This is a genomic window from Microbacterium sp. Leaf288, from assembly GCF_001422925.1.
Lineage (GTDB): Bacteria > Actinomycetota > Actinomycetes > Actinomycetales > Microbacteriaceae > Microbacterium.
This window is the reverse complement of record NZ_LMNI01000001.1, coordinates 280250-293333: the sequence shown is the minus strand read 5'-3', so window position 1 is coordinate 293333 and position 13084 is coordinate 280250. Positions and strand designations below refer to the sequence as shown.

General features: G+C 71.0%; 13 protein-coding genes. 6 read left to right on the top strand and 7 right to left on the bottom strand.

Annotated elements, in window-relative coordinates; translation table 11 throughout:
- Nucleotides 1–25 precede the first annotated feature (25 nt).
- From ASF40_RS01270 to ASF40_RS01255, 4 genes are read left to right on the top strand one after another with little or no spacing between them, the layout of a single operon-like run.
- Complete coding sequence (locus ASF40_RS01270) at nucleotides 26–421, top strand: ArsR/SmtB family transcription factor (RefSeq protein WP_056365317.1); 396 nt, start codon at nucleotides 26–28, stop codon at nucleotides 419–421.
- A gap of 2 nt (nucleotides 422–423) precedes the next feature.
- Nucleotides 424–1404 (top strand): SRPBCC family protein, encoded by a 981-nt coding sequence (locus ASF40_RS01265; RefSeq protein WP_056365314.1) that lies wholly within the window; start codon nucleotides 424–426, stop codon nucleotides 1402–1404.
- An 18-nt stretch (nucleotides 1405–1422) separates the two neighbouring features.
- Nucleotides 1423–2301 carry an alpha/beta fold hydrolase gene (locus tag ASF40_RS01260; RefSeq protein ID WP_056365309.1) on the top strand — a complete coding sequence of 293 codons (879 nt, stop codon included), beginning with the start codon at nucleotides 1423–1425 and terminating at the stop codon, nucleotides 2299–2301.
- Between the two features lie 59 nt (nucleotides 2302–2360).
- The gene (locus tag ASF40_RS01255) at nucleotides 2361–3263 is read left to right on the top strand and encodes a TerC family protein (RefSeq protein WP_056365306.1); all 903 of its coding nucleotides are present in this window, start codon (nucleotides 2361–2363) and stop codon (nucleotides 3261–3263) included.
- Between the two features lie 136 nt (nucleotides 3264–3399).
- Here the strand turns inward: ASF40_RS01255 and ASF40_RS01250 are convergent, their stop codons facing one another.
- The 7 genes from ASF40_RS01250 to ASF40_RS21015 all read right to left on the bottom strand — a co-directional run bounded on the left by ASF40_RS01250 (nucleotide 3400) and on the right by ASF40_RS21015 (nucleotide 11486).
- Nucleotides 3400–4083: a response regulator gene (locus ASF40_RS01250; protein ID WP_056365303.1), complete on the bottom strand. Its 684-nt coding sequence runs from the start codon at nucleotides 4081–4083 to the stop codon at nucleotides 3400–3402.
- Nucleotides 4080–6605: a DUF4118 domain-containing protein gene (locus ASF40_RS01245; protein WP_056365300.1), complete on the bottom strand. Its 2526-nt coding sequence runs from the start codon at nucleotides 6603–6605 to the stop codon at nucleotides 4080–4082. The genes ASF40_RS01250 and ASF40_RS01245 overlap by 4 nt, the downstream gene beginning before the upstream one ends.
- A gap of 136 nt (nucleotides 6606–6741) precedes the next feature.
- Nucleotides 6742–7353, bottom strand: coding sequence for a potassium-transporting ATPase subunit KdpC (gene kdpC, locus ASF40_RS01240; protein WP_056365298.1), 612 nt, complete (start codon nucleotides 7351–7353; stop codon nucleotides 6742–6744).
- An 18-nt stretch (nucleotides 7354–7371) separates the two neighbouring features.
- Nucleotides 7372–9576, bottom strand: a complete 2205-nt coding sequence (gene kdpB / locus ASF40_RS01235) for a potassium-transporting ATPase subunit KdpB (protein ID WP_056365295.1) — start codon at nucleotides 9574–9576, stop codon at nucleotides 7372–7374.
- A 1-nt stretch (nucleotide 9577) separates the two neighbouring features.
- Nucleotides 9578–11260, bottom strand: coding sequence for a potassium-transporting ATPase subunit KdpA (gene kdpA, locus ASF40_RS01230; protein ID WP_056365293.1), 1683 nt, complete (start codon nucleotides 11258–11260; stop codon nucleotides 9578–9580).
- Nucleotides 11260–11349, bottom strand: coding sequence for a potassium-transporting ATPase subunit F (locus ASF40_RS01225; RefSeq protein ID WP_045302164.1), 90 nt, complete (start codon nucleotides 11347–11349; stop codon nucleotides 11260–11262). Before ASF40_RS01225 ends, kdpA begins: the two co-directional genes overlap by 1 nt.
- Nucleotides 11346–11486 carry a hypothetical protein gene (locus ASF40_RS21015; RefSeq protein WP_157549346.1) on the bottom strand — a complete coding sequence of 47 codons (141 nt, stop codon included), beginning with the start codon at nucleotides 11484–11486 and terminating at the stop codon, nucleotides 11346–11348. The genes ASF40_RS01225 and ASF40_RS21015 overlap by 4 nt, the downstream gene beginning before the upstream one ends.
- A gap of 172 nt (nucleotides 11487–11658) precedes the next feature.
- Here ASF40_RS21015 and ASF40_RS01220 point away from each other — a divergent pair, with 172 nt between their 5' ends.
- The gene (locus tag ASF40_RS01220) at nucleotides 11659–12156 is read left to right on the top strand and encodes a toxin-antitoxin system HicB family antitoxin (RefSeq protein ID WP_056365290.1); all 498 of its coding nucleotides are present in this window, start codon (nucleotides 11659–11661) and stop codon (nucleotides 12154–12156) included.
- Complete coding sequence (locus ASF40_RS01215) at nucleotides 12156–13016, top strand: DUF4097 family beta strand repeat-containing protein (RefSeq protein WP_056365287.1); 861 nt, start codon at nucleotides 12156–12158, stop codon at nucleotides 13014–13016. Before ASF40_RS01220 ends, ASF40_RS01215 begins: the two co-directional genes overlap by 1 nt.
- The last annotated feature ends 68 nt before the right edge of the window (nucleotides 13017–13084 follow it).

Below are 13084 nucleotides of genomic sequence, written 5' to 3'. Positions count from 1 at the left end.
GCCACCAGGGCTAACGTACAACCAAATGGTTGTAGGAATTGAGCTCAGCGATGACGAGATCGACCGCGTGTTCCACGCATTGGCGGCGGCGACCCGGCGCGACATCCTGCGTCGGACGCTCGCAGGCGAGTACTCCGTGTCGGCTCTCGCTCGCGAGTACGACATGTCGTTCGCGGCGGTGCAGAAGCACGTCACCGTGCTCGAGGCCGCCGGCCTCATCGTCAAGCGCGCCGAAGGCCGTGAGCGCCTCGTCCGGGCGGACCCCGAGATGATCGCTCGCGCCCGCGCACTGCTCGCCCGCTACGAGGAACTGTGGCGCGCACGCATCGACCGGCTCGATGCGCTGCTCGCCGAACCCGCCGGCACGCCCGGCCCCACCCAAGAACCGAAGCACGATCACCGCAGGAACGAAGGAGAATGACGATGCCCGTCACCGACGTGACCACCGATCCCGAAGCGCTCACCATGACGCTCACGGCCGAGTTCGCAGCTCCCGTCGAGAGGCTGTGGGAGGCCTTCACCGAGCCGCGGCAGCTCGAGCGGTTCTGGGGCCCTCCGGGCTACCCCGCCACCTTCACCGAGTTCGACCTCACGGCCGGGGGCCGCGCTCGGTACCACATGACGAGCCCCCAGGGCGAGGAGTATCACGGGGTGTGGGAATTCCTCGAGATCGACGGCCCGCGCACGTTCACCGCTCTCGACTCGTTCGCCGACGCGGAGGGCACTGTGCTGGCAGAGATGCCGACCTCGCGCATGGTGTTCGCCTTCGACCAGACCCCGACGGGCTCGCGCCTGGTCAACACCACCCATTTCGACTCCGCCGAGGCGCTCGAGAAGGTCGTCGCGATGGGAGCCGTCGAGGGCTCGACGATGGCGATCAACCAGCTCGATCGCGTGCTCGAGGGGCTTCGCGCCTACTCGGCTGGCAAGGGCACCCAGACCGAGATCCTCGACGACACCCACGTGCGCATCACGCGGCTCATCGAGGGCTCGATCGACCTTGTGTGGCGCGCCCATCAGGAGCCGGAGCTCATGCAGCAGTGGCTGCTCGGCCCCGACGGCTGGCGCATGTCGGTGTGCGAGATCGACCCGTCCGTGGGTGGGAAGTACCGCTACCAGTGGGAGCCGCTCGAAGGGACCGCGGGCGAGACCTTCGGCTTCGACGGTGAGACGCTGCTCACCGAGGCACCGCACCGCGCGGTCACCACCGAGCACATGACCGGAACCGAGTTCCCCTCGACGCTCAACGACCTGAACCTCTACGAGGAGGACGGCGCCACCCTCATCACGCTGCTCATCGAGTACCCCGACAAAGAGACGCGCGACATCGTGCTCGCCACCGGCATGACCGACGGCATGGAGGCCAGCTACGGCCGCCTCGAGGGCGTCCTCGCGCAGGTCTGAGTCGGAGGAACAGCCGAGATGACCGAGAACACCGTCGAGCGGACCGTCACCACCCACGTCGTGGGCGAGGGCGAGGACGCGATCGCCTACGACGTGCACGGCGACCTCGCCACGGCGAGCCCGGATCGCCCGCCCCTCTTCCTGTTCGCGGGGCCGATGGACGCGACCGGATTCGAGCTGCTCGCCGGGCAGATCGATGACCGTCCGGTCGTGACCTACGACCCGCGCGGTGCCGGCCGCAACCCGGTCGGCACCGCGGACATCAGCCCCGAGCAGCACGCTGACGACCTGCATCGTGTCATCGAGGCGCTCGGCGCCGGTCCCGTCGACGCCTTCGGCTCCAGCGGCGGGGCCGTGAACCTCCTCGCCCTGCTCGCGGCTCACCCGGACGACGTGCGGATCGCCGTGGTGCACGAGCCGCCACTGGCCGAGCACCTCCCCGATCGTGATGCGGTGCTCGCGGTGGTGGCCGACATGAAGCGCACCTACGCCGAGCAGGGCGACGGCGCCGCCATGGCGAAGTTCATCCCGTTCGTGATGCTCGACGGCCAGGTCCCCGACGACTACCTCGACCAGCCGGCACCGGACCCGGCGATGTTCGGGATGTCGCCCCAGGACGACGGCACGCGCACCAACCCGCTGCTGCGCAACATGCCGGCGATCATCGAGTACCGCATCGACGTCGGGGCCCTGCGTGCGCGAGGCGACCGTCTCGTGATCGCGGCGGGTGTCGAGTCGGGCGGGACGATGGCCGTGCGCGGCGCACGCACCGCAGCAGCCGCGATCGGCGTTCCGGTGGCGGACTTCCCCAGCCACCACGCCGGCTTCACCGACCAGCCGGGGTTCCCCGGCGATCCCGCGGGCTTCGCTGTCCGGCTCCGCGAGGTGCTGGACTGACCGACGCTGCGAACCGGGGGGACGGAGGCTGCGGCATCCGTCCCCCATAGCATTGCAGGGTGGACTTCTCCTTCGCTTTCACGCCCGATCTGATCGCCGTGTTCCTGACGCTGTTCGTCCTCGAGGTGGTGCTCGGCGTCGACAACGTCATCTTCATCTCGATCCTCGCGTCCAAGCTCCCCAAGGAGCAGCAGGCCAAGGCCCGCAACCTGGGCCTCACCCTGGCGATGCTGATGCGCGTCGTCCTCGTGCTCTTCGCCGGGTGGATCGTGACGCTGAAGGAGGAGGTGTTCTTCATCGGGGAGCTGGGCTTCTCGTGGAAGGACATCATCCTCATCGCCGGTGGACTGTTCCTCGTCTACAAGGCCGTGACCGAGATCCACCACAAGCTCGAGGGCGCCGAAGAGGGGCACGGCGCGGGCGGCGGCAAGAGCATCACGTTCGGGTCGGTCATCGCGCAGATCCTCGTGCTCGACCTCGTCTTCTCGCTCGACTCGGTCATCACCGCCGTCGGCATGACGGAGAACCTCGTCGTGATCATCACGGTCGTCGTGCTGTCGTTCGGCATCATGCTGTTCGCGTCGCGCTACATCTTCGCGTTCGTCAACAAGCACCCCACGGTGAAGATGCTGGCGCTGTCGTTCCTCTTGCTCATCGGCGTGTTCCTGGTGGCCGAGGGTTTCGGCTTCCACATCGACAAGGCGTTCATCTACGGCCCGATGGCGTTCGCGATCTTCGTCGAGGCGCTCAACCTGTGGGCGGCGGCCTCCAGGGCCAAGCGCGAGCAGCGCCGCCGCACCCCCGTTCAGTTGCGCCCGCAGTACCCCGACGTCGACGAGTCGGTCGCGGTGGCCGCTGCGCTGTCGAACGCGCCGGGTGCAGGCTCGGTCGGTCTGTCGTCGAAGCCCGTGGCGGGGGATGCCGCGCCCACCGCCGACGAGGAGCGCCAGGGCCTCGGTTGACCCGGGACCGCGGCCGGCTCGGCCCCTCAACCTGCCGAAGCACGGGTCCGCAACGCGACACGCCGGGGCGCAGCATCCGTCACCGGCGTGTCGTGGTTACCGGCCCGTGTTTCGGCAAGCAGAGCCGCGGCGCGGGTCAGGCGGCGGCGTCGGCAAGGAGGCGGTAGCCCATGCCCGACTCCGTCAGCAGGTGCGCGGGGTTGCCCGGGTCGGACTCGAGCTTCTTTCGCAGCTGCGACATGTACAGCCGCAGATAGCCGGTGTCGGCCACCTGCTCGGTGCCCCAGATGTCCTTGAGCAGCGCCTGCCGTGTCACGAGCGAGCCGGGGTTGCGTGCCAGGAACTCGAGGATCTTCCACTCCGTCGGCGTGAGGTGCACGCGCTCGCCCGTGCGCGTCACCGTCTTGGTCGAGAGATCCACCACGACGTCCCCGAAGGTGACGACGGGGACACCGGATGCTGCGGTCACGCGTCGCGAGAGCGCCCGCAGCCGTGCGAGCAGCTCGTCGATCTGGAACGGCTTGGTGACGTAGTCGTCGGCGCCGGCATCCAGCGCCTCGACCTTGTCGGCGGAGCCGGTGCGGCCCGAGACGACGATGATCGGGGCCGTGGTCCAGCCCCGCAGCGCCTCGATGACCTGCACGCCGTCGAGGCGCGGCATCCCGAGGTCCACCATCACGATGTCGGGATGCTCCTTCGCGGCGAGGGCGATCGCCGCGGCCCCGTCGGGTGCGGCGAGGACCTCGTAGCCGTGCGCGGCGAGCGTGATCCGCAGCGCGCGGACGAGCTGCGGATCGTCGTCGGCGATCAGGACCTTCACGGCAGCGACCTCTCGTCGGCGGGGATCGCGTCCGCGACCGGCAGCGCGATGACCATCGTCAGGCCTCCTCCGGGGGTGTCCTCGGGGGCGAGCGTACCGCCCATGCCCTCGGTGAACCCCTTCGACAGGGCGAGCCCGAGTCCGAGTCCGGCGGTGTTGTCGGTGTCCCCGAGCCGCTGGAACGGGACGAACATGTCGTCGCGGCGCTCCGGCGAGACGCCGGAGCCGTGGTCGACGACGCGGATCTCGGCGGTGCGGCCCAGGCTGCTCGTGGCGACGCGCACGCGCGATCCCGCCGGGCTGTAGCGCGCGGCGTTCGCGAGCACGTTCACGAGCACCCGCTGCAGCAGCACCGGGTCGGCCTCGACGTGCGGCAGATCGGGGTCGAGGGCGAGTTCGAACCGGTCGGGGCCGGCGCCGAGCTCGTCGAGCGCAGCCAGGACGACGCCGGCGGTGTCGACGGACTGCAGCGACACCGCGAGCACGCCCGCCTGCACGCGGCTGACGTCCAGCAGGTCGGTGACGAGCGCCGACAGCGTCGCGAGCGACTCGTCCGCCGTCGCGAGAAGTTCGGCCCGGTCCTCGGGTGAGAGGTTCGGCCCCGCGGCGCGGAGCCCGCCGACGGCGGCGACGGCGGCGGCCAGCGGGCGGCGCAGGTCGTGGCTCACGGCCGACAGCAGTGCGCTGCGCACCTGGTCCGTCTCGGCGAGGGCTCCCGCCTGCCGTGCCGTGGCGGTGAGGTCGGTGTGCTCGAGGGCCGCCGAGAGCTGGGCGGCGACGGCGTCGATGAGCCGGCGTTCGGAGGCGTCGAGCACGTGGCCGTGCAGCTCGAGCATCGCGGGCGGACCCCCGTTGCGGCGCGCGACCGTCACGGCCTCGTAGCGGCCGTCGCGCACGGGCTCGCCGTCGGTCGCGACGACGGAGCCGTCGGCGTCGACCAGGCGCACGCCGGCCAGCCCGAGCGATTCGCGCGTGCGGCTGATGAGCGCGGGCACCGCGGACTCGCCGCGCAGCACGCTGCCCGCGACGTTCGCGAGCAGCTCGGCCTCCGCCTCGGCACGCCGGGCGGATCGCGCCGCGCGCGCCGCGCGGTCGACGATGAAGCTCACCAGCACGGCGATCACGACGTAGAGGATGAGCGCCCAGACGTTCCGCGGGTCGGCGACCGACACCGTGTAGTAGGGCGCCACGAAGAAGTAGTTCAGGGTGAAGCCCGACATCACCGCGGCGAAGACCGCGGGCCAGATGCCGCCGACGAGCGAGACCAGGACCACGAGCAGCTGGTACGCGAGGACGTCGCTGGTGATCGTGTCCTCGCTGCGCAGCGAGACCAGCAGCCACGTGAGGAGCGGGCCGCCGATCAGCGCGAGCGCGAACCCGAGCACGCGGCGGCGGACGCTCAGGGCACCGCCGGTCACGCGCGGCAGCGGGAAACGGTCGCCCGCCGCGTCATGCGTGACGATGTGCACGTCGATGTCGCCGGACTCGCGGATCACCGTCGCCCCGATGCCCGGGCCGGTGAAGAGCGTCGCGAGGCGGCCGCGGCGGCTCACGCCGATCACGAGCTGCGTCGCGTTCACCGAGCGGGCGAACTCGACGAGCGCGCGCGGGATGTCGTCGCCGACGACCTGGTGGTACGTGCCGCCGAGGGACTCGACGAGCGCCCGCTGTGCGGCGAGGGCGCCCGGGTCGCCCGAGCGGAGGCCGTCCTGGCTCGACACGTGCACCGCGAGCAGCTCGCCGCCCGCCGACCGCGCGGCGATGCGTGCGCCGCGGCGGAGCAGCGTCTCGCCCTCGGGGCCACCGGTGAGCGCGATGACCACGCGTTCGCGCGCCTGCCACGCACCCTCGATGCCGTGCTCCGCGCGGTAGGTCTTGAGGGCGCTGTCGACCTCGTCGGCCAGCCACAGCAGCGCGAGTTCGCGCAGTGCCGTGAGGTTGCCGAGCCGGAAGTAGTTCGACAGGGCCGCGTCGATCCGCTCGGCGGGGTAGACGAGCCCCGCGGAGAGGCGATCGCGCAGCGACTGGGGTGAGAGGTCGACCACCTCGACCTGGTCGGCGGCGCGCACCACGGCATCCGGAACCGTCTCGCGCTGCGCGACCCCCGTGATCTGCTCGACGACCCCGCCGAGCGACTCGATGTGCTGCACGTTGACCGTCGTGATGACGTCGATGCCCGCGTCGAGGAGGTCGGCGACGTCCTGCCAGCGCTTGGGATGCGTCAGGCCCGGCGCGTTGGTGTGCGCGAGCTCGTCGACGAGAGCGATCTCGGGGCTGCGCTCGAGAACACCCTCGAGGTCCATGTCGCTGAGCTCGACGCCACGGTGCGACACGAGCGTGCGGGGCACGACGGGAAGTCCGTCCATGAGCGCGGCAGTGGCGGCGCGCCCGTGCGTCTCGACGACCGCGATCACGACGTCGCGCCCGTCCTCGGCGAGGCGGCGGCCCTCCTCGAGCATCTCGTACGTCTTGCCGACGCCGGGCGCCGCGCCGAGCAGCACTCGCAGCTTGCCGCGCTTCACGTGCTCACCCTATTTCTTCCTGGCTGCCCCTGGTTTGGGGCGGATCCTGTCCGTTGGGGCGCGACTTCTCCGCCCCAACGGACACATCGCGCCCCAGACCCGGGAGGGGGAACGGATGCTGCAGCCCCGGGCAGGGTCACGAGCCCAGCGCGTCGAGGGCGAGGTTGAGCTCGACGACGTTCACGCGCGGCTCGCCGAGATAGCCGAGGTCGCGCTGCTGGATGTGCGCCTCGACGAGGTCGTGCACGTCGGACTCATCGAGCCCTCGCACCTCAGCGACCCGGGGCACCTGGAGCAGCGCGTACGCCGGGCTGATGTGGGGGTCCAGACCCGAGGCCGACGCGGTCACCGCGTCGGCGGGCACCTGCGACGGATCCACGCCCTCGAGCTCGGCGATCGCGGCCCTGCGCTCCTCGATGGCCGAGACGAGGTCGGGGTTCTCCGGGCCGAGGTTCGAGCCGCTCGACGCCCCGCTGTCGTACCCGTCGCCGGCGGCGGACGGACGCGACTGGAAGTACTGCGCAAGCGCCGCGCCCGAGGAATCCATGAAGGACTGCCCGATGAGCGCCGACCCGACGGTGTCGCCCGCAGAGTTGTGCACCAGCGAGCCGTTCGCCTGCCACGGCAGGGCGAGCTGGCCGATGCCGGTGACGAGCAGGGTGTACCCGACGCCGAGCACGAGGGTGAATACGAGCATCGCGCGGACGGCGACGCCGGTCGTGCGGACAGTGGAGCGGGTGGTGGACATGTGCGTCTCCAGAAGGGCTCAGAAGCCCGGGATGAGGCTCACGACGAGGTCGATGAGCTTGATGCCGATGAAGGGGGCGATCACGCCGCCGAGCCCGTACACGAGCAGGTTGCGGCTGAGGATCTGCGAAGCGCTCGCCGGACGGTACTTCACGCCCCGCAGCGCCAGCGGGATGAGGATCACGATGATCACGGCGTTGAAGATGATCGCGCTTGTGACCGCCGACGCGGGCGACGACAGCTGCATCACGTTGAGCGCCGCCAGGCCCGGGAACACCCCCATGAACATCGCCGGGATGATCGCGAAGTACTTCGCGATGTCGTTGGCCAGCGAGAAGGTGGTGAGCGCGCCACGCGTGATCAGCAGCTGCTTGCCGATGCGCACGATGTCGATCAGCTTCGTCGGGTCGGAATCGAGGTCGACCATGTTGCCGGCCTCCTTCGCAGCGGAGGTGCCGGTGTTCATCGCGACGCCGACGTCGGCCTGGGCGAGGGCGGGGGCGTCGTTGGTGCCGTCGCCCGTCATCGCGACGAGGTTGCCGCCCTCCTGCTCCCTGCGGATCAGTGCGAGCTTGTCCTCCGGCGTCGCCTCGGCGAGGTAGTCGTCGACGCCCGCCTCCTTCGCGATGGCAGCGGCCGTCAGGGGGTTGTCGCCGGTGATCATGACCGTGCGAATGCCCATCGACCGGAGCTCCTCGAACCGCTCGCGCAGACCGTCCTTGACGATGTCCTTGAGGTGGATCACCCCCAGCACACGGCCCGCGCCGGAGGGATCGAGCTCGGCGACGACCAGCGGCGTGCCGCCCGACTGCGCGATGGCGTCGGTCTCGCTCGTCAGGTGGGCGCGCACCGCGGTCGGGACATCGGATCCGGATGCTGCGAGCCACGCGATCACGGCAGACCCGGCGCCCTTGCGCACCTGCGTGCCGTCCGCGAGGTCGACGCCGCTCATGCGGGTCTGGGCGGTGAAAGGGATGACGGTGGAGCCGGCGGGCTCGCTGACGTGCACACCCTGCACCGCGGCCAGCTCGACGACCGAGACGCCCTCCGGAGTGGGATCGGCGAGCGACGAGAGCGCGGCCGCCCGTGCGAGCTCGTCCTCGCCGACGCCCGGCAGCGCGACGAAGTCCGAGGCGCGGCGGTTGCCGTACGTGATCGTGCCCGTCTTGGCGAGGAGCAGCGTCGTGACGTCGCCCGCGGCCTCGACGGCGCGGCCCGACATCGCGAGCACGTTGCGCTGCACGAGGCGGTCCATGCCGGCGATCCCGATCGCCGAGAGCAGAGCGCCGATCGTGGTCGGGATGAGGCAGACCAGCAGCGCGATCAGCACCGGGATGCTCACGGGAGACGCGGCGTACGAGGCGATCGGGTTGAGCGTCAGCACCACGATCACGAACACGATCGACAGGCTCGCGAGCAGGATGTTCAGCGCGATCTCGTTGGGCGTCTTCTGCCGTGCGGCCCCCTCGACGAGGGCGATCATGCGGTCGACGAACGTCTCGCCCGGCTTCGACGTGATGCGCACGACGATGCGGTCCGACAGCACGCGGGTGCCGCCGGTGACGGCCGAGCGGTCTCCGCCCGACTCGCGCACGACCGGCGCGGACTCGCCCGTGATCGCCGACTCGTCGACGGTCGCGATGCCCGCGACGATGTCGCCGTCGCCCGGGATCAGCTCGCCGGCCGACACGATGACGACGTCACCGAGCTTCAGGTCGGACGACGAGACCTCGACCGTCTCGGTGCGCTCTCCCGCGGCATCCCTTCCTCCGTCATAGGCGATGACGCGACGCGCCACGGTTGAGGTGCGGGTCTTGCGCAGCGACGCGGCCTGAGCCTTGCCGCGCCCCTCGGCCACCGACTCCGCGACGTTCGCGAACAGCACCGTGAGCCACAGCCAGACGGCGATGCCCCACGTGAAGCCGAAGGGCACGGCGGTGCCGCCGGACTGCTCGGGGCCGCCGAGGAACGGCTCGGCGATCGCGATCGCCGTGGTGAAGGCGGCGCCCACCCACACCAGGAACATGACGGGGTTGCGCCAGAGAGCCGCGGGGTTGAGCTTGCGCAGCGCGCCGGGGACGGCCGCCCACAGCTGGGCTGCGCTGAACGCCCGGGAGGACGGCTTCGGCGGCTGGGGCGCGACCGTGCCCGCGACAGGGCGTGCGGTCGGCTCCGCCTCCCCGGCGGTTGAGCGAGCGAAGCGAGACGAAACGTCGGTGGACATGTCAGACGAGCCCTTCCGCCAGGGGACCCAGCGTGAGAACGGGGAAGTAGGTGAGTGCGGTGATCACGACCGCGACGACGGCGAGGAGGCCGACGAACTGCGGGCGGTGGGTGGGGAGGGTGCCGGCCGTCGAGGGCACCGGTGTCTGGGCGGCGAGCGAGCCCGCGAGAGCGAGCACCAGCACGATCGGCAGGAACCGGCCGAGCAGCATCGCGACACCCAGCGCCGTGTTGAGCCACGGCGTGTTCGCGGTGAGTCCCGCGAACGCCGAGCCGTTGTTGTTCGCCGCCGAGGTGAACGCGTAGAGCACCTCGCCGAGGCCGTGGACGCCCGGGTTCCAGATCGAGGTCGACTCCATGTCGGAGCGGATCGCCGGGATGCCGAAGCTCAACGCCGTGCCCGCGAGCACGAGCGCGGGCGTCACGAGGATGTACAGGCTCGCGAGCTTGACCTCTGTCGGCCCGATCTTCTTGCCGAGGTACTCGGGCGTGCGGCCGACGAGGAGGCCGCCGACGAACACCGCGATCACGGCGAGCACGAGCATGCCGTAGAGGCCCGACCCGACGCCGCCGGGGGCGATCTCGCCGAGCATCATGTTGATCATCGGGATCATGCCGCCGAGTGCCGTGTACGAGTCGTGCATCGAGTTCACGGCGCCGGTCGAGGTGAGGGTGGTCGCGCCGGCGAAGAGCGTCGAGCCCCAGATGCCGAACCGCGCCTCCTTGCCCTCCATCGCGGCGCCGGCGAGCTGCGGCGCGGTGCCGAGGCCCAGCGACTCGAGCCACGTCACGGCCGTGATCGACACGACGGCGATCGTGCTCATGACGGCGAGGATCGCGTAGCCCTGACGGTCGTCGTTCACCATGCGTCCGAACGCCCGCGGCAGCGCGACCGGGATCGCGAGGATCAACAGGATCTGCAGCACGTTCGACCACGGCGTCGGGTTCTCGAACGGGTGCGCGGAGTTGGCGTTGAAGAATCCGCCGCCGTTCGTGCCGAGGAGCTTGATGGCCTCCTGGGAGGCCACCGGCCCGCCCGGGATGGACTGCGTGCCGCCTGCGACGGTGCCGACGTCGACGAATCCGTTGACGTTCTGCACGACCCCGGCGGCGATGAGCGCGATCGCCGACACGACGGCGAGCGGCAGCAGCAGGCGCGTGATCCCGCGGGTGAGGTCGACCCAGAAGTTGCCGATCGTCGCGGACCCGCGCCGCGCGAAACCGCGCACGAGCGCGACGGCGACCGCGATGCCGACGGCCGCCGACACGAAGTTCTGCAGGGCCAGACCCGCGAGCTGCACGGTGTAGCCCATGGTCAGCTCGGGAGAGTACGACTGCCAGTTGGTGTTGGTCACGAACGACACCGCGGTGTTGAACGCGAGGCCCTCGGGCACGGGGGGCAGGCCCAGGGAGTACGGCAGCACGGCCTGGAAGCGCTGCAGCGCGTAGACGAAGAGCACGCCGACGGCGGAGAAGGCGAGCACACCGCGCAGGTACGCCTGCCACGTCTGCTCGGAGCGAGGGTCGACGCCGACGAGGCGGTACATCCCGCGCTCGACGCGCCAGTCCTTGTCTGCGCTGTAGACACGGGCGATCCCGTCGCCCAGCGGTCGGTAGAGGAGCGCCAGGATCAGGATGACCGTGGCGATCTGCAAGACGCCGGTCCACACGGTGGCGGTGTCCATCAGAACTTCTCCGGCTTCACGAGCGCGACGACGAGGTAGACGATCGCGGCGAGGCCGAGCGCGGCGCCCACGAGCGAGAAGACGATCATCCTCGCGCCTCTCCGCTCGTCGCTTCGCGCCGGGCGGAGCCTCGGGCGCGTGGGCCCAGCTTCTCCACCGCCGTGGCGACGAGTCCGACGAGCGCGAACAGCGCGAGCGTCAGGGTGAGGTAGATGACATCGAGCACGGGGTCTCCTGGAAGGTGCGGTTCAGGTGCGGATTCGATGCAACTCCGGGACGGATGCTGCATCCGCCGTCCTCACGGAATCCGAACGCCGTCCCGCCCGACGCTCACGGCAACCAGACGCATCAGCCATCCCGTCGTTGACTTGACACCACTCTGATGTCACTCTGACGTCATGCAGATCGCGACCCACGTCGAGGAGCTCCAGCGTCAGCTCGCCGCCGCCGCACCTCCCGATGACTCCGAAGTGGCGGCGCGTCTCGCGGCGGCGCTCGAGCCGGCGGTGCGGCTCGCGATCCTCGAGGCGCTGTCCGAGGCGGCGGGCGAGATCACGCGAGAGCTCGCGCCCGGGTCCGTGGACGTGCGCCTGCGCGGGCGCGACGTCGAGTTCGTCGTCGCACGGCCCCAGACCGAGCCCGCGACAGCGGGCGCGGTCACCACCCCCAGCGGTCAGGTCGTGCTCGCGGCCGCAGCATCCGATGATCCCGATGACGCCCCTGCACGCACCACCCTGCGCCTGCCCGACTCGCTCAAGGCGCGTGCCGAGGCGGCCGCGACTGCCGACGGGCTCTCGCTCAACACGTGGCTGGTGCGCGCCGTCGCCGCGGCCGTCGAACCCGCACCCCCTGCGGCCCGCGGTTCGAGCTCTGCCTACACCGGCTGGGTGCGCTGATGCCCACGTTCCCCGTGTCGGGCCCGGCCGCCGTGCGCATCGAGCTGCAGATGGGCCGCATCGACGTCGTCGCCGAACGACGGCGCGACCTCGCGGTCGAGGTCGCGCCGGCGAACCCGCACCGCGCGGGCGACCGCAGCGCGGCCGAGGCGGTGCGGGTGACCCAGGCGGGGTCCGACCTGCGCATCGTCGGCCCGGTGCGGTTCAACCTGTTCGGCTCGGGCGACTCCGTCGACGTGTCGGTGCGCATCCCAACCGGTTCGGACGTCTCGCTCGCGCTGAAGTACGGCTCGATCCGCGTCGCCGGCGCGGTCGGCACCGCGCGCATCGCGCTGGACTACGGCGACGCGACCCTCGAGCGCACCGGTCGCGCAGACCTCGGTCTCGGGCACGGCGAGCTGCGCGTCGAGCATGTGCGCGGCGACGCCGACGTCGACATCAAGTCCGGCCGCGCGCGCATCGGCATCGTCGACGGAGCGCTGCGGCTCAAGGGATCCGACGCCGGCATCGACGTCGGTTCGGTCTCGGGCGTCGCCGACATCGCGACGTCGAGCGGCGTCGTGCACCTGGGCGACCCGGGCCCCGCGCTCACGGTGCGATCGGCGTACGGCCCGGTGCGCGTCGGCGACCTCAGCGGCGGGACCGCGCGGGTGGAGGCGTCGTACGGCGCGGTGGACCTCGGCATCCGCTCCGGCACCGCGGCGTGGCTCGATGTGTCGAGTCAGCACGGCGTCGTGCGCAACGAGCTCTCAGCGGCCGCGGGTCCGGTCGAGGGCGAGGCGTCGGTCGAGCTCTACGCCCGTGCCGGGTACGGCGACATCACGGTGCACCGCACGCACCCCGTCGCCGGCGGCGACTGAAGATCGCGGCCAGGGGCGAGCGCGGACGCCCAGGGCGTTTCGACTCGCTCGTTCCTCGCTCGCTCAAC